We start from the raw sequence: 18,099 nt of genomic DNA on the forward strand, positions 1-18,099 counted from the left end.
TTAATCCTCCAATAATTTGCTTTTCGTCACTTCTAATAAATAATTGACGGCCTCTTTGTTCATCTGATAGAAAACTTTATTGTCTGATTTTTCTATATTAATAAGACCCAGCTTCATAAGTGTATTCATATGATGGGATATGGTAGCAGTCGTAAGCTTCAATTCTGCAGCAATTTCCTGCCCATATGCTTTGTCATTCCGGATAAAACGCAAGATCTCAAATTTACTGGGATCCGATAAGAGCCTGAGTCCATTGCTCAATTCCTGATTGGACAAGCGTCTTTTTGAAACTTTAAAATTACAGTCAAACAGGATACCAACATCTAACAGATGATAATCTCCTACATTTTCATCATTCCCGTAAAAGATTACCCGGTTACAAGCCATAATCCGTGTTCTTATGAAAGTCGGCCTGCTGGGATAACTATCCTCTTTGATGTTATAAAAGCTATTCATTAACTTATGGAAATTGTGCTGTTCGAAATAATCCACCCAGTACGCAGTGGCTGCTCCCTGTAATTCTACTAATGTTTCCTCGTGTTTATTTAATGCTGCAACTGTCTGGTCCAGGATCTCGTACAGATTATCAAGATGTTTTCCGGAATGTTCTATTAATTCCAACAATTTCCACTTTTGCCCAGGCTCACATTCCAGGTTGTTAATCCTGTCTGTAAAGGAAAACTTCTGATTATTTTCATAGACAGAGGTCTTTAAATCTAAATCATCGTAGGATAATTCCAGAGAATCATCATTTTTAATAGATTCCATTGATTCTACAATGAAGCTTTTTATTTCATCTTTACTGCCGGAAAATGTGGAATGCCGCATACATTGAAATAATATCTTTGCAATGCATAGGTTATCTGATAAGAATGGGGAAAAGTAATACAAAATCTGGGGATCGTTTAAATCTGTGTATTTTTCAATATCATCCTGTACAACAGATAATTTATCCAGTTGATAACAAATTTTTTCATGCTTCGTCTCATCTGTTCGTTTCAGTATATCCATTTTCAAATTTTGATACGAATTTTTATTGATAATACGAAACAGTAATTCAATGCTTTCTATATAATAATCAATCTCTTTTATTACAGTACATTCTATGCTCATTTTATAACCTCATCACTTTAAATGAATAATATGTCAACTCGATGCATAAATAAAGTTCAATTTTTTTTATTATATCATCAATTAGAAGCTTGTCAACCAATATGTTAGATAAGCATCAAATATGATACAATGAACTTATAAAGTAAATGTATTACTCTAATTTCCTTAAAATATTAAGGTGATCTGGTAATACCTGCTCTTATGTGGTATAAAATAAAATACAACAGCCTAGCGGAAGGGAAAATATGAAGGATATTATATACAATCTGGTCCCAATTATAACGGAACGTTTATATATCAATGAAATTACAGTAGATGATCTGATACAAATTAGAATGGAAACAAAATATGAAGATATGTATAAAATGACATGCAGACCAATAATGAACAGAGAAGGATCTGAGCTGGCTGAGTTTTATAAGAATATTATAAAAAAAGAAAATGCATTTATTTTTTCCATCAACAGAAAGGAGGGGGGATTAGTTGGTAAGATATCTTTCAGTGATTTTAATCCAAGAAACAGAAGTCTGGAATTAGGATATTATGAAATCCCACGATTTAGAAAAAATGGATATATGAAAGAAGCTCTCATCAGCCTTTTGAATATATTTTTCGAAAAAATCAAGATAAACAAAATATATGCACAAACTGGAAGCTTTAATGCAGAATCTATTGGATTACTGGAAAATTTGAAATTTAAACAAGATGGGGTTTTAAGGAATCATCATAAATTGAATGGAAAACTCTATGATGATTATATTTTTTCTATGCTTTATAATGAATGGCAGTGTTTTAAGTCAGCTACTGGTATTTGAATTTCTGTTACAAATTTTTTTGTATCATCAGTCATTCCGTAATCAATCATCGTAATTTCTTTGGAAAATCCCGTAATGTGAAATTGATGTTCCGTTATAAAATCGGCCATCTTTTCATACTGTTCCGCAGAACTCATATGGCTTCCGCAAAACCTCAGCGTCACACAGGTTTCTTCTGGCAGTTCCTCAACCGGTCCTGAATAAGCATCTTCTTTGTCTAAAATCAGAAAAACCATATCATATTTGTCATATTGACCCTTTAATAGTCTGTCCTTTGTTATACCTACACCAACTTTTCCCAGAAAAACAACCGTATCCCGCTGATCCTGCTCCAGCTGCCGAATGGAAGACTCTAAATCAAGATACGATTCTATGGAAAACGAACCCTCAATCCATGCAATCCGCCTTGAGGCAATGTGCTTCACCTGAATGGTATCAAGTTCAGAAGAAAGAGCATCCTCAATCTGCCTTAGACGGTGCTCTATCTTCCTCTCAATTATTTTTAATTCCTTTTGCTTGTTAATAACAGCTTCCTTTTGCTGCCGTAACATCATCTGAATTTTATCAATATCACGGTTATTTAAGAAATCTGCAATTTGTTCTAATGGCATATCCAGTACACGTAAATACCGGATTGTGTTAAGACATTCAAACTGACTTGTACTGTAATAGCGGTAACCGGTTTCATGGTCTGTATATTCTGGACGTAAAAGTCCTTCTTTCTCGTAGTGGCGCAGGATACCTACACTTACATGAAACAGCTTTGCTACATCACCTATTCTAAAAAGCCCGCTTTTTTCCATCTGCTTTTCCCTCCAACATTCATATGCAGCCGTTTAATTTTCCAGTATGCTTACTCAGCCAGATAAAAACACTGACACAGATAATAACTGACAGAACTGATCCTGCGGGAGCTGCAATTCCCATGGGATACAGAGTGTCTGCAAAATATACGGATGCCAGATATGCAAGCGGGATACGTGCACAAATGATTGAAATTAAATTGTGTATAAACGAGATACCGGATAAACCATATGCACAAAAATATCCGCTGAAACAGAAATGAACCCCTGCAAAAATACAATCCCAGACATAACCGCTCATATACTGACCGCCAAGCAGAAGCACTTTGGCATCATCTGTAAACAGCCCGATTATCGGTTCAGCCGATAATTGCATCAAAACTGCTGATATTGTGCCGAACGTAACCGTTGTTAATATTCCGACCAAAAGCGTCTGACGGGCACGATCATGTTTCCCTGCACCTGCATTTTGTGCAGAGAGTACAGAAACGGTGGACAGCATAGAGGATGGAACCAGAAATAAAATGCCTATTATTTTTTCCACAATACCTACTGCTGCTGCATCATTTAATCCCCTGTTATTTGCAATTACAGTAATTACAATAAATGCGATCTGGATAAACCCATCCTGCAAGGCAACCGGAATACCAACTTTAAGTAAATTACGCATTATAACTATCTGCGGTCTGAAATTCTTCCGTGAAAGTCTTACCATTTTTCGTTTTCTGATAATGACCAGGGAGACGATAACACTGATCGTCTGTGATAATGTTGTACCCAGCGCTGCACCGGCCGCTCCAAGTTTTAATATACCGATAAAAAGATAATCCAGTGCAATGTTTGCCACACAGGCTACCGCAATAAAATACATAGGACTTTTGGAGTCGCCCATTCCCCGAAATATAGAACTGATGATGTTATATCCTGTTATAAATGGTATACCGATTATGCAGATTGTAAGGTATGTAACCGTCTCTGAATAAGCTTCGGCAGGTGTTAACATAATGGCAGCAATCGGATTTACTGCCATGAGCAATCCTACCATGATTATGACTGATAAAACCATAAACAGAGTAACCGTGTTCCCAACAGTATTAGATGTCTGCTCATGATTTTCTGCACCCACAAAACGCCCGATCATCACTGTTGCCCCCATTGCCAGACCCACAATCATAACCGTCAGCATATGCATAACCTGACTTGCTATGGAAACTGCGGTAATACTATCCACCCCATTAAACTGTCCTATAATAAACAGATCAGCCATACCGTACAGTGTCTGGAGAAAATAAGATAATAAATAGGGTAATGAAAAATATGCAACTGTCTTAAATATACTGCCTGTGGTTAGATTTTTTTCCATAAATAAAAGTTCATCCTTTTCTTAAATAAGTATATCATAATGTCTACAATCGTTGTAGAGTCAATACTTAAAAAAAACGCCGCAGCTGTTTCCTGCTATGGCGTTTTTGTATGTTAATTAATGAATTTTATAGGAAAGTGCTTCACTTTCTATGCCTACTCTTCCTTCCTGTGCATACTCTAACTTAGATATACGGTCCATATTGACAATAATCATGGGTATTGTCAGATCATATCCCCTTGATTCCAGATATTTAATATCAAATGTGATAAGCTTCTGTCCTCTTTTTATCTTCTGCCCCTGCTTAACAAAGGATTTAAATCCTTTTCCATTCTCTTTTACTGTATCCAGACCGATGTGGATCAGAACTTCAACCCCGTCATCACTTACAAGCCCTACCGTATGATTGGTAGCAAAGACTGCAGTAACCGTTCCATTGCAGGGTGCTGCAACCTCACCTGACTCAGATTGAAATGCGATTCCGTCTCCCATCATCTTTTGGGCAAACATCTCGTCTTTCACTTTCTCGATGCTTAAAATCGTCCCGTCTGTAATCGAATATAAATGTCCTGGCTCACAGGGTAACTCTGTTTTTTTCTTAAAAAATCCCAATCCCACAATCATTCCTCCATCTGCCGGGCATTTCTTATTTCATGTCCTTGCCCCAGTCTTTTCCATTGGACTTAATGAGCTTTGAGTACCAATAGAAGGAATCTTTTTTAATGCGTTTCATACTGAGTTCTGATACGTCCTTACAGTTGACAAGCTCCTCATCCGTTGTATCAATGTAAACCAGGCCGTAACGCTTCTTTATTCCATTCCCGGTTGATAATAAATCCGTAAATGACCATGGATTGTAAGCAATCACTTCACAGCCATCCTCGATGGCAAGACCCACATTGTAAATCTGGTCTCTAAGGAAATCAATTCTGGCTGTATCGTGTACCTGTCCATCTGCATCCTTAGTCTCATTTGCTCCTAAACCATTTTCAGTAATCATCATGGGAAGCCTGTAGTGGTTCCAGAGATAACGGAGTGAATATCTCATCGCCTGGGGATCGATTTCCCAATCCCAGTCTGTGTATTCCACATACGGATTGGAACAAAATGCATATTCGCCCGGAACGTTGGGCCATTGCATCTGACCTTTAATACCAAATTTATTCAGGCCATACTCCTGTCTTTCACTGTCAATCTTAGACTCATGTGCGGTGTTGCTTCTATAGCAGTTAACAGCGATAAAATCAATTTTCGCTTTTTTCATAAGCTCCAGATCCTCAGGACGGATATCCGGGTGTACGTCGTGAGTTTCCCAGTATTTTTTTATAAATCCACTGTACTCACCGTATACGTAAGTATCATTCCAGATCTTCTGAGTCAGTTCCTCTGCATTCATAGCTGCTATCTGATCACCAGGATTGCAGGTCTTTGGGTAGATCGGAACATAGCCAGGAACAGGTCCGATTTTTCCGCCCTCAACCATTTCATGACAGTGAACGACTGCCTTTGCATGGCAGAGATTCATGATATGATTGATATCCCATTTTTCTTTTTCCCAGTCCGTACAGCCAGCACTCGTCCCAAGCCAATGGCCATAGCAGATCTGCATATTCTGCTCATTGAGTGATAACCAGTACTTTACTCTGTCGCCGAAATTTTCAAAACAAACTTTACAGAGGTGTTCAAATGCATCAATTGTCTTTCTGCTTCTCCAGCCGCCTAATTCCTCATACACCCAGACAGGTAAATCATAATGGTAAATGGTCACGATGGGAGTGATATTGTTTTTAATCAGCTCGTCAATCAGGTCATTGTAAAATTTAATTCCTTCCGGATTGACTTTTCCGTCAGAATGAGGAATAATTCTTGACCAGGAGAGAGAAAAGCGGTATGAACTGAAGCCGCATTCCGCCATAAGTGCCACATCCTCTTTAAATCTGTGGTAATGGTCGGCTGCAATTGAATTATCAGCATATGGCTGTTTCTTCCTGCTGTTTAAATCTATCATGGCCGGAGTTCTTCCGCCCTCAGCAACTCCGCCTTCTACCTGCCATGCGGCGCTTGACGCGCCCCACATAAAGTTTTCGGGAAATTTAGGGTCTTCTTTATAATACATTTTATACCTCCAGTTTTTTAATACATTTTATTGTTTCTCCGCCGTCTTCTTTTCAGCTCTTTTACCTAATATCAAAGTAATTAAAAATGAAACTGTAACAGCAATTATCATTACTAAAATAGATACAATCAGGTTTTTTCCTGTCCCGTCGGGATTAATATACGCAGGGATTGATATAAATCCGGGTGTTGATACAACGTACTGTGTCATACCAAACAAACCTGCCAGGAGACCACCGATTCCGCCTCCGATCATTGCACCTAAAAGCGGATATTTTTTTACAAATAACACACCATATACGCCAGGCTCTGTAATTCCGCAAAGTGCAGTAATACCGGCACCCGTTGCGATACTGCGGGATTCCGCATTCCTTGCAATCATTGCTGCAGCCAGACATGCGCCGCCTACTGCTACATTGGCCGGGGCCATACCGGTACAAATAAGCGGATCTGAACCGATTTCAGCAATTAATAAAAATACTACGGGATATGCAGCATTATTCATTCCGAAGAATACCATCAGCGGTGTCGTAATACCAATGATCATAACTGCGATTGCCGGAGCAACTCTGTAAATAGCCAGTACACCGTCCGCCAGCCATGTACCTGCAAGGTTACCGATAGGTCCCAGTACAATCAGTGTTACAGGAACTGTGATCAGCATTGTAATAAGCGGTACGAAAATTGTCCGTAAATAGACAGGTATTATCTTCTGTAAATTCTTATAAATCACAGACATAAATAGTACGCCCAGAATTACAGGAAATACCGTTGAGTTATACGCGATCTGTGCAACCTTAATGCCGAAGAAATCAAGAGCTTCCGCATTATTTATGGTTGAATATAACAGGATTGCGCCAAGGAACGCCCCAAGGTATCCGTTGGATTTTAACTTGTTTGCTGCTGAAAAACCGATAAAAACCGGTAATGAATAGAAAGCTGCCTGATTAATCGCATAAAAAATCTTATATGCTCCGTCTTCGGCAGACACTCCAAAGAGTGTTGTAAGAAGCGTTAAAACCGCTCCGGTAAGACCTCCTGCGATCAGTACGGGAATAACCGGAGAAAAAGTTCCGCCGATAAATGCCATAATGCCTGAAAAAATATTACTCTGTCCTGCTTTTACATCCTGTTTAGCGGCATCTGAATCCGGCACCTCTCCGCTGGTTTTAATGCCTTCCAGTTTCTTAAATTCTTCATAAAGGGCGGGGACATCTTGTCCGATAACAAATTGATACTCTCCGCTTTGAACAATCAGATTAATCACGCCAGGGATTTTCTTTGCCTCATCTTTGTTCAGCTTTGTTTCATCATGCAGCTGTAACCGTAAGCGTGTCATACAGTGTGTAACATTCGCAATGTTTGATTCGCCTCCGCAAACATGGACTATATCTTTACATATTTGAGCATAATCTTTATTTGCCATAATTTACCCCTCTTCTAATAGTCTGCTTTCAATCTTACCATACCCTCATTGATCAATTAGGATTACATCTGCGCGCCTCATGTAATTCCATGGCTTAATTATATCAAATTCCAACAAAATCCGCGTTTCAGAATATGAAACCATGATAATTTTATATAATTAAACCGCTATTTCATATTGTGCTGCTATGCTTTTTGATATATAATTTGGGCATGGATGAAAAGAATAGAAAACAGCAAAATACATTTAGCCTGAAGGGATTTAATATTACCTCCTCTTTGCTTGCAATCATAAACAATTACAGCGAAGATGATATCAACTACGTTTTAGCGAATTACCTTCTGGAGCGAATTAATGTTATGGATAAAATCAGCATTTATGATGTTATTGATTACTGTTATGTATCAAGGAGTACAATTCACAGATTCGTGAAAAGCATTGGATTTGACAGCTTTACTCACATGAAGGATAACATCAGATATATGAGGATTCATTCCAGGGCATTTATCGATTTCGTGAACCAGTCATCATTTACTGATTACATTATGAATTCCATGGTTGACATGCTTCAGGATATTAATGATACCCTCGACCAGCAAAATATCGGACTGCTTGTGGATCTGATTAAGACAAGTCGTAACGTAGTAATTCTCAACGCAGACACATCAAGCTCTTCTGCCAAGGAGTTTCAGCTGGAGATGACTTCTCTGGGCAGGCTTATTAAGCTTGTCACTAATATATCAGGCAATACAGGAATACTACCTGCGCTAACGGAAGAGGACTTACTTATCACCTGCTCTGCGTCTGGGAACTATGCGATCACGACTAAGGATGATGTTCAGGGTGTCAAGGCCAGAAAGTTTCTCATTACCCTAAACCACGCAAGGCAGTTTGAGGAATACTATGACACGATAATTTTCTTAAGTGATAAATTCCAGTCATCTGAACACATATCCAATGGAATGCAGAATGTATATACGAGATATGGCATCAACTATTTTTTTGATTTATTATTCAACAAATATGTGCAGAAATATCTGATGTGATACCTAAAGCCTTTATAGATACTATCATAGAAAAGGTATTAATTAAGTTTCTGATTTCCGGCCATATCTGGGTGCCAAATTCATGACTGAAAGAGTAACCGCCACTGGAATCATTAACGAAAATGGCAATGCGGTCAACGCTGCATTTATTGCAGAAAAGCCTAACCCCATCTGTAAATAGAAGGTGCGATTAGTGGTGATTCATTCAGTTAAGCACGATAGGAGCGGCTATGAAAAGGAAAATTCCAATGGGAATATTAATGCCCCTAATCCCCAAGCCGACCACTTGTCATTTTTTCGAAACCAACGCTGAACCGAAATCCATAAGGCTTGTTTGCAGGTCCTCTCTTTCACACGCCGGTTTGCTCCGTAAATTGCTAACAATCGGTACCTCTGTAACGTCGAACTCTAATACCTCAAACATTTGTTTTGTATAATCGGTGTAGACCTTGAACAAATCAGCATCTGGATTACCCTGATTGAACGAGAGGATCAGCTTTTGTTTCACTGCGTTTTCTTTAAAAAACGGGGAAAAGCGCGGAGAAAAACGAGCAAATAACCTGTCAGTGATTATTTTCCCTTGAGCGCTCATTTGTCCCATATAAATCGGTAATCCCAAAACTATGGTATCGGCATGCTCAAGCGAGTCATAAATTTGTTGCATGTCGTCCTTGATTACACACCCCTGATCACTTTTATGGCAGGCCCAACACCCCCTGCATGGTTTAATATCAAGGTCGTTGAAGCTGAAAGCTTTGACCTCTGCGCCCTGTTCCTTCGCACCGTCGAGTATCTTGTTTACAATAAAAGCTGTATTACCTTCTTTACGCTGACTTGCGATTATTCCTATGATATTCAAATTTAATCCTCCTTGTGTGTTATGTCTGTTAATATCCCAAGCATATTTGATCATTTGTATAACCTTTCGGGGCGAAATTATTGTTTCCTTTTCACACATTTACTCTACCACTATATTGTTTCCTTGTCAACAAAGTTATGGTAAAAATATTGTTCTGCCTTCAGCCACAAAAAAACAGCCCATCCTCGATCGAGGTGGACTGTCAGAAATTAAATCGGTATAATCAGAGGTTATCAGATCTCATTTTTATACCCAGTTTCATAATTTCAGCGTCTAAATGCGTATTATATTTATTCGCGAAGTCGAGGATAACATCAAGCTGTTCCTCAGTTACCTGATTGAAAAAGGGTTGATCTCTATCCTTTAACTCCCTGTGTATATCCTCATGTATATTGTAAATCTTTTTCCCCTGGCTGGTAAGGTTAAAATACACTTCTTTCTTATTATCGGCTCTCTGATAACTTTCAATGAGCCCCTTATTAATCAGCTTCTTTGTCAGCTTGCTTATTGCACCTCTTGTCATATCAAAAGATTCCGCCAGCTTTGTCACGTTGGAATCCATATCTTCTCCGATATAAGCGATACAATGTATTTCAGACGGATTATATGCCATAAGGCTTTCTTTCATCCTAAAGCTGTCAAGCCACATTCTTTTTTTAAACATGTCCCATAGACCTATCATAGCCTGTTCCTCTTTGCTCATAACCTGTACTCCAATCTGTTTGTGCTTATGTGTATTATATAGCCGCGAAGTTTCCTGGTCAATATATCTTTGGCATCGATTGGTGTTATTTCCTGTGCAGCCTATGTGGCGGAAACACATTTAATTAAATCAAATATTTGATGCTACCTCAAACGCATCCCATATTGCATACATTATATTGGAAACCTTTCTTGCATCTCCAAGTAAGTAAATATCTCTGACTTCATGCTTTAACTCATTATAAATCCTGTTTTCTGAATCATACCCCACGGCAAGTACAACCGAATCTGCACTTAACTCCTTTTCCCCTTCAGCTGTTTTAATCAGAACCCCCTGCTTAGTGGTACGGACTGCTTTGGAATCTGTATAAACGGAAATTTTCTTCTCTTCAATCAGGGACAAAAGCATGCTGGTATTGGCAAAACACAGCGGACCATTTAAGGTTAACAGGCCATCCTGGGCTTCCACAATTGAAACTTCTTTTCCATTGTTTTTCAGCCACAGGGCAAGTTCACATCCAACAAGTCCTCCGCCTAAAACTACTACGCTGCTGCCCGGATTCTTATTTCCAAGAAGCACCTCTTCGGCTGTAAATACCTTGCTGTCGTCACCAAGACCAAATACCTTCGGTCTGGAACCAGTTGCTACAATTACAGTATCCGGATTTGATTCACGGATCATATCAGGAGTTACTTCCGTATTGTAATATACCGGCACTGCCAGATCCTTCAGCGTGTTTTTATACCAGTCCGCCAGAGCATGATCATCTTCTTTGAAATCAGGTGTTCCTCCTGGAATTAAATTTCCGCCAAGACGGCCGGTCTTTTCATATACCTCCGGCTGATGACCTCTCAGGCTAAGCACTCTGGCTGCTTCACAGCCGGCCACTCCTCCGCCGATAATCATTACCTTTTTCTTTTTCAGAACAGGTTTCAGCTCAGTAATCCGTTCTCTTGCACATGCCGGGTTGACTGCACAGTTAAGCCAGCCATAATGAACCATGCGGCCAAGACACCCCTCATGGCAGGAAAGGCATGGGCGGATCAGCTCTGTCTGTCCAAAGCGTAGTTTATTTACATAATCAGGATCTGCAAGAAGCGGGCGGCCAAGCCCAATTAAATCACAGCTTCCGTCTTCAATGGCTGAAAGAGCCAGATCCGGATTATCCATGCGGCCTGCACAGATAACAGGACCGTTAACAGCTTCTTTGATCGCTTTCGCATACGGTATGTACAGCCCTTTCTTCTGATACATCGGTGGATGATTCCAAAACCACGCATCATAACAGCCTACGTCTACATCCAAAGAATCATACCCATACTGCTCCAGCAGCTGCGCCGCTTCAATTCCTTCCGGCAGGTCTCGTCCCTTTTCTTCAAACTCTTCTCCCGGGAGACCGCCCACACGCCAGTCCTTTATAAAGGATTTGGGGCTGTAACGGAGCGTTACTGTAAATTCGTCACCACAGGTTTTCTTTATTTCCTCCACGATTTCTCTGGCAAAACGAAGGCGGTTCTCCAGACTTTCCCCGTATTCATCTGTCCTGTTGTTGAAAAATGAGATGGCAAACTGATCCAGAAGGTAGCCTTCATGGACTGCATGAATCTGGATTCCGTCAAAACCTGCATTCTTAGCAATTGCAGCTCCCTCCCCAAACCGTTTTACAATCCGGTGGATCTCTTCCTTTGTCAGTGCCCGGCAGGGTATGTCAACCCAGCGGTTCATAATCTCCGAGGCAGATACCGGCTTTAAATCAGGATCAACGGGAGGTGCAACACGCCCAAAACCTGCACTTAACTGGAGAAACACTTTGGCATCATAAGCATGAATCCGTTCTGTCATCTCTCTTGCAGTCCTGGTAAAATGTACCGGATTGATCGTCGGGCATGGAGTACTTGGCATGGAGTGATGCTCTGCTTCGTTATCAACAAAACATACTCCTGTGATAATAAGCCCGGTACCGCCCTTTGCCCGCTCCACATAATAATCAACCCCTCTCTGGTTAAAGCCTCCCACGCTGTCTCCCAGCCCCTGGGGACCCATAGGTGCCATCACAAAGCGGTTTTTCAATGTGACACTGCCGATTTTAACCGGTTCGAAAAGCTTTTCATATTTGTTCTGCATATTCGTTTTCTCCTTTTATTAATACTATAAAAAATAGTATCAAATACAAAAGGAAATGGGTATGTCTGTATCTATAAACTTTTGCCTGTTTCTTATTGGTTTTACTAAGGCTCCTTTTGTTTAATCAAACAATATTATCTGCATTCTTTATCTATTTTAACAATTCATTCTGGAACCTACATTAAAACGGTGTTATAATAATTTTCATAGTGAGAAATTACTACAAAAGAAAAGAGGATGCCTATGGCAAAGCATATGAAAAATTTGGAGGAATTTATAAAGAATTACAGCTGCCAATGTCATATCAGTAATGATTTCATTATCAGATAATGCCGCTGTCTGGTTGGCTATCCTGAGGCATTCTGCTCAGATATCGTTTACATTGCACATGTCTCAGACCTTCCTGCCTCGCTCCCGCTTTCAGAAGCTGTCAATCTTTTACTCATTGGTGACAGGGAACTGCCTCGCTCCTATGGCATCGAAAATAAAATCAACTGGATTGTCTGTGATCCCAGTCTGGTAACATTGCCAAAGTTAATCAACCTGACGGAGGAATTCTTTTTCCAGGAACTGACCCTATACCAGTACAAGGAAGAAATGATCTGTGCATTAAACGATCCGGATGCCATGAAGAAGATGCTTGAAGTAACCTTTAAGTATGTCGATAATCCTTTGAGAGTAATAGATTCCGCCCATAATCCCGTGGTTTCCTGCTGGGAGGAGAAGCAGTTGGATGAACCCCAGTGGATGGAATATAAAGAGAATCAGACATTCTCCCAAAAATACAACGATATCTGTAATGCTGATTATGCATTTCAACGTCATATGCTCAATTCTCCAACCCCATATATTATGAATTATCCGGAGATTTTTAAACACCGACAACGTATACTGCGTATCAGACAGAGCCATATGAATATTGCTTTTGTCAGCGAACTGGAATACAACCACCCCTTTACGGAGTTTACCAGTGAAATATTACAGGTCTTTGCCTATTTTGCAGGAATCCGGCTACGTAATGATGCGAATTTTTACTACTCCTATGATTCTCCATTATCGGAAATCCTTCTTTATGTTTTAAAAATGCAGCAGCCCAATCCGGAAAAGATCAGGCAGCTGATGAAAAAATCCGGTCTTCATTTTAAAAAATACTTATACTTAATCTATATCACAGACAATGACCTTTTTGACTCCAGGGAGAAAATGGTTTATATTTGTACACTGCTGGATAAATTCTTTACCGGGGGGCTGACTCAGATGATCGAAGGTAAAATAGTTATCCTTCTGGATTCTGATCATTGCATGAAGTCTCCCCTTGATGACGACCGCCTGCAGAACTTTCTTCAGATTCTAAGTGCAAATCATATTTTTGCTGCAGTAAGCCGCGCTTTTTTGGACCTTTCACAGGCAGGTTATGCTTTAGAACAGGCAAAAAAGGCCTTTGATTTTTCAAGACAAAAGGAAGGCCTGGGTCAGTTGTTTTTTTATGAAGATTATATTTTAGAAGATCTGGCAGAAACTTATCTGCTTCATAACCTGCCTGTTCACATGGTTGAACCGGGTCTTAACGAACTGATTGAATATGACAGGCTCCATGGTACGGCCTTAATGGAAACACTCACCTGCTACCTGGATCATCAGCTGGATCTACACACTGCCTCTGAACGTATGCATATCCATTTTAACACCCTGAAATACCGCATACAGAAGATAAAGGATATTACCGGACTTGATTTAAACAAAATTGATATTCTTATGAGGATCAGGCTCTCTTTGATTGTCATTAAGTCCGGAGGTTTTACTTAAATTTTTATAAGCATATCTGATAATATAAAGTTAGTTGAGGAATATAAATACTTAAATGGGGGATTAAGATGAATAAAGCAATTGTTTTACTTTGTTTTTCCATATTTTTTTTAACCAGCTGTACAACTTCTGTGAAGACGGAAAATGTAAAAAAAGAGGAAGACATTCTGGTGATCAAAAACGACAATTTATCCAGTACCACTCATGAATCTGAACCAATGCAGAGTAACAGTCATAGTGATTCTGTGAACCTATATGATTCGTACTCCGGGGAATGGATTAACTGGAATAATCCTGATAACGAAGCCGATGGAGGCGTCTCTCTTAACATATCAGTAGAAAGTAATAAGGTGACTGGTAACTTTTCCGCATGGTCTAAAAACTATGGACGCCTGGCTGATTCAGATATTTCCGGAGAAATTCAGGATCATTTATGCAAGATGACGTTTGCAGATGATGGAAGAGGACATTCGGGAATAATCTTAGTAACGTTTGGACAGGAACAGATTACTGCAGATATTTCGGTACAGACACAGAATACTGATTTCACATTTCCTTCAGGGACTACTGTCTTACTTAGGAAAAAAGTCCAATATGCCTCTGAACCAGTTCCAGCAGAAGAATCTTCCAGTCCTGCTTCCAATGCAGTCAGTTCAGATAATGATAAGGAGATTCTCTACAGTGGAAACCGGGGGGGGAATGCATCTTCTGTAAAATTAACTTACGGAATGAGTTATGATGACGTTGTTCGTTTGCTTGTTTCCATAGGAGAGAAGACAACTGAAAGTCCATGGGAAGAATATAGCAATTATACTCTCATCAATAAAAAAGAACTATGGTCTTCTATTAAAACAGAGGAAGATTTTAATAAACAGGCAAGCTTGCAGAAAACTTTAACAAACTCCAACATGCAGTATACATTTACTTTTATTAATCAAAATAATTCTACAATTTTAACCAGCATTTTGATTGGAACACCTGTCATAGGAACCACTAAGAATATCAAATGCGGCGATCCTGTCAATCTCCTGACAGATCAATATGGGGCTGACTATTATCTGTATTCTTCAGATAAATATGAAATTTACGAATATAAATCCAGTACAGGTTATGTGAGATTTTTTATTGATCCAATGACAAAGCTGATAGCGGAATGGGGTATTGATATTTACTCATACCAGGATTATTTAAATATGAAAAATAAACTGGATCGTGTTCTTTCTCATTAGAAGTGCAGCCTGGAGACAGGCTGCCCTTCTGTATGGTTACTGTTATTTTATAATTGCATGATCTGTAATACCATAGTCAGATAATTGATACGTTTTTCCATGAACAATACCGCTTCCATTTACAATGGTCATTTTTCTTGATTTCACATCATTCGGATAATTGGATGCTTCAGCGACTGCATTTGCTATGATTGAAAGTTTGTCCATATAACCAGTAGTACCAGTCAGTTTACTGTTAATAATTTCTCTTGCAGCAGCTTTTACGGAACCGTTCTGGACTGCAATATCAAAAGCTAATGCTAATCCTCTTTCTGTAGTCAGTTGGTAATCATCACAGATAGAGAAGGCCATATCAATATAATCCTGCATTCCACTCCTTTGTATCTTCTGGAATTCTGATGTCTGACAAAGTGCAATGAACTGTGATTTCCATGGCTCTACTATACTATTTTTTGAATTATTAATAGATTTTGCCCATGTAAGCTGTTCACTGAGGGACTTGGCCAGCATTTCTGTTAATTCCTGATAGTTATCTCCAAAAATATTATAAGTCATCTCGGGATAAGACTGAACCATTTGCTGTAAAAGTGGTTGTAAACTATTTGATTTAATATTAAACTGAATTATACCTAATGATAAGCCCGCACCATCAAAATCTCCGGCGATTGTACTATATGAGTTAGGACCTTCGAAATTAGACGTAAGCAAAATCGCTTTTTCGATTGTAGTATCTGACGATGTCGTTTCATCATTGGGGATTGGAATTACTTCTCCTGGCTTATTGATAATTGTATTATCGTCCTGTATAATTCTCCTAATACTTAAGATATGCGATTTCTGACGGGCTGTAAATGGGGAAATCCGTACATTCTGATTAGCAGGATCCAGTGCATTGGGATTACTATTCGAACCATGTTCATCAATAAACTGTCCATCCCCGGCATAAAGTCCAACATGATTCGGCACACCATCAAGTTCCCAGTCAAATAAAATCAAATCACCTGGTTTCATATCTTCGTATTCAACTGGTGTTCCTCGTTTTATCTGTTCAGAAGTGATACCTCCTATGTTAATTCCTAATATAGTCAGATAAACAGACGAAGTGAAATCAGAACAATCCATATATGGGGGCGGACTGTTTTTATCAAGAACCCTGGTCGTAATTATGGTATCAATACAATAAGGTATCTTTCCAATCCAGTAACGCGCCTCTTCGATAATTGCCTTTCTGCAAGAATCAGCGGTCCCATGAATCGTGCCTGGATAGGATGGCTGCACGGTTCCATCATAGGGTTTAGCAGTTCCTGATCTCAATATTTCCCATGTTTTTGTACCCACAATCCCATCTGGAGAAAGTCCGTTAATCCTCTGAAAGCTGACAACCGCATTGTAAGTTCCAGCTCCGAATATGCCGTCAGCACCGGTTTTCCCGCAATTATAATTTAAATTAATCAAAATGGTTTGTAATTCCTTTACCAGATCCCCCTTACTCCCCAGTTTTAATAAATCGCTTGCGCTATCATTTGCGACAGCTGAACCGGAGGTAAGCTTTTCCCATGTCTTACTGCCGGCAATCCCATCCGGTGTAAGGCCATTCTTTTTTTGAAATAATACAACAGCATCATAGGTGCCGCTTCCGAAAGAGCCGTCTGCTCCCGCATTGCCACAGTTATAACCTAAATTAATTAATGCTGTCTGAAGCTTTTTGACATATTCACCTTTGTCCCCCCGTTTTAATGTCGGGGTGGTATTTGTATTCGGCACTGCGTATCCGGAATTCAGAACTTCCCAGGTCATCCGGCCAACAATACCGTCAGGAGTCAAACCATTTGCAGTCTGAAATGCAGTGACTGCCCTTGTGGTTCCCGGACCAAAACTGCCGTCAGCCCCAGTGCTTCCGCAGTCATATTTTAATTCAATCAGGATATTCTGTAAGCGGATTACTGCCTGTCCGGTGCTCCCCTGTTTCAGCAAAGGAAACTTAGCATTATCATTGTCTATTGCATTCCCGGAGTTTAAGACTTCCCAGGTTTTTTGCCCAACGATCCCGTCCGGAGTTAAATTATTTGCTTTCTGAAATGCAACTACTGCGTTATAGGTACCTGTTCCAAAGCTACCATCAGCACCTGTTTTGCCGCAATTATACCCAAGGGCAATCAGCTTTGTCTGAAGTTCTTTTACCTTTGATCCGGAACTTCCCTGTTTGAGCACAGGATATTTTTCTTCTTCAGCTGCATATAGTTTTTCCAGTGTGGATTTGCCTGCCATACCATCTGCTGTTAAATTATGTTCTTTCTGAAATTTAATTAATGCATTATAGGTACCTGCACCCGCGACTCCGTCAACAGTACCGGAATAATAACCTTTCGTTTTTAATGTTTGCTGTATTGGTTTGATATCTTCTTTCAGTGCATTCCATGTTCCATTCCCAACCTTCCCATCTGGGGTCAAGCCCTTTGATGTCTGATAACGTTTGACCGATGTTGTTGTTGCTGGTCCGAAAATACCGTCTACACTTTTGGAGTTAAAGCATTTGATTCTAAGTCCATACTGGAGATACTTTACCTGCTCTCCACTGCTTCCTTCTACTAATAACATATGTATACCTTCCTTTTGTTTTTTGAATTTGCAAATTCAATGATTAAAAAGGAAGGATATTATTTTTTGTAAACCAACTTATCTAAAATTCTGATTCAA

General features: G+C 39.6%; 14 protein-coding genes. 4 read left to right on the forward strand and 10 right to left on the reverse strand.

Features of this window, described 5'->3' with window-relative positions; genetic code table 11:
• The gene (locus CRO04_RS03515) at window positions 1-1,113 is read right to left on the reverse strand and encodes an ArsR/SmtB family transcription factor (protein ID WP_097002846.1); all 1,113 of its coding nucleotides are present in this window, start codon (window positions 1,111-1,113) and stop codon (window positions 1-3) included.
• Between the two features lie 245 nt (window positions 1,114-1,358).
• Between CRO04_RS03515 and CRO04_RS03520 the strand changes: the two genes are divergently transcribed.
• Window positions 1,359-1,928: a GNAT family N-acetyltransferase gene (locus CRO04_RS03520; RefSeq protein ID WP_097002847.1), complete on the forward strand. Its 570-nt coding sequence runs from the start codon at window positions 1,359-1,361 to the stop codon at window positions 1,926-1,928.
• Here the strand turns inward: CRO04_RS03520 and CRO04_RS03525 are convergent.
• From CRO04_RS03525 to CRO04_RS03545, 5 genes are all read right to left on the reverse strand, one after another.
• On the reverse strand, window positions 1,886-2,731 hold the full coding sequence (locus CRO04_RS03525; protein WP_097002848.1) for a MerR family transcriptional regulator: 846 nt from the start codon (window positions 2,729-2,731) through the stop codon (window positions 1,886-1,888). The genes CRO04_RS03520 and CRO04_RS03525 overlap by 43 nt on opposite strands.
• Window positions 2,732-2,750: 19 nt before the next feature.
• Window positions 2,751-4,094 (reverse strand): MATE family efflux transporter, encoded by a 1,344-nt coding sequence (locus CRO04_RS03530; RefSeq protein WP_097002849.1) that lies wholly within the window; start codon window positions 4,092-4,094, stop codon window positions 2,751-2,753.
• A 117-nt stretch (window positions 4,095-4,211) separates the two neighbouring features.
• Window positions 4,212-4,712, reverse strand: coding sequence for a PTS sugar transporter subunit IIA (locus tag CRO04_RS03535; RefSeq protein WP_166432460.1), 501 nt, complete (start codon window positions 4,710-4,712; stop codon window positions 4,212-4,214).
• 28 nt (window positions 4,713-4,740) lie between these two features.
• A complete protein-coding gene (locus CRO04_RS03540; protein WP_097002851.1) occupies window positions 4,741-6,210 on the reverse strand; it encodes a glycoside hydrolase family 1 protein in 1,470 nt (489 codons plus the stop codon).
• Window positions 6,211-6,237: 27 nt separating this feature from the next.
• Entirely contained in the window at window positions 6,238-7,635 is a 1,398-nt protein-coding gene (locus tag CRO04_RS03545; protein WP_097002852.1) for a PTS transporter subunit EIIC, read from the reverse strand.
• A gap of 212 nt (window positions 7,636-7,847) precedes the next feature.
• Here CRO04_RS03545 and CRO04_RS03550 point away from each other — a divergent pair, with 212 nt between their 5' ends.
• Window positions 7,848-8,681, forward strand: coding sequence for a MurR/RpiR family transcriptional regulator (locus CRO04_RS03550; RefSeq protein WP_141400937.1), 834 nt, complete (start codon window positions 7,848-7,850; stop codon window positions 8,679-8,681).
• A 289-nt stretch (window positions 8,682-8,970) separates the two neighbouring features.
• Here the strand turns inward: CRO04_RS03550 and CRO04_RS03555 are convergent, their stop codons facing one another.
• From CRO04_RS03555 to CRO04_RS03565, 3 genes are all read right to left on the reverse strand, one after another.
• Entirely contained in the window at window positions 8,971-9,540 is a 570-nt protein-coding gene (locus tag CRO04_RS03555; RefSeq protein WP_097002854.1) for a flavodoxin family protein, read from the reverse strand.
• A gap of 223 nt (window positions 9,541-9,763) precedes the next feature.
• The gene (locus CRO04_RS03560; RefSeq protein WP_097002855.1) at window positions 9,764-10,243 is read right to left on the reverse strand and encodes a MarR family transcriptional regulator; all 480 of its coding nucleotides are present in this window, start codon (window positions 10,241-10,243) and stop codon (window positions 9,764-9,766) included.
• 129 nt (window positions 10,244-10,372) lie between these two features.
• Window positions 10,373-12,367: an FAD-dependent oxidoreductase gene (locus CRO04_RS03565; protein ID WP_097002856.1), complete on the reverse strand. Its 1,995-nt coding sequence runs from the start codon at window positions 12,365-12,367 to the stop codon at window positions 10,373-10,375.
• A 597-nt stretch (window positions 12,368-12,964) separates the two neighbouring features.
• On the opposite strand from CRO04_RS03565, the gene CRO04_RS03570 reads away from it, so the two are divergent.
• Window positions 12,965-14,173 (forward strand): PucR family transcriptional regulator, encoded by a 1,209-nt coding sequence (locus tag CRO04_RS03570; RefSeq protein WP_097002857.1) that lies wholly within the window; start codon window positions 12,965-12,967, stop codon window positions 14,171-14,173.
• Window positions 14,174-14,241: 68 nt separating this feature from the next.
• Window positions 14,242-15,402, forward strand: a complete 1,161-nt coding sequence (locus CRO04_RS03575; protein ID WP_097002858.1) for a hypothetical protein — start codon at window positions 14,242-14,244, stop codon at window positions 15,400-15,402.
• A 42-nt stretch (window positions 15,403-15,444) separates the two neighbouring features.
• On the opposite strand, the gene CRO04_RS26515 is transcribed toward CRO04_RS03575, so the two are convergent.
• The gene (locus CRO04_RS26515; RefSeq protein WP_097002859.1) at window positions 15,445-18,000 is read right to left on the reverse strand and encodes a peptidoglycan-binding protein; all 2,556 of its coding nucleotides are present in this window, start codon (window positions 17,998-18,000) and stop codon (window positions 15,445-15,447) included.
• Between the last annotated feature and the right edge of the window lie 99 nt (window positions 18,001-18,099).

It is taken from the genome of Lacrimispora amygdalina, from assembly GCF_900205965.1.
Taxonomy (GTDB): Bacteria; Bacillota; Clostridia; order Lachnospirales; family Lachnospiraceae; genus Lacrimispora; species Lacrimispora amygdalina_A.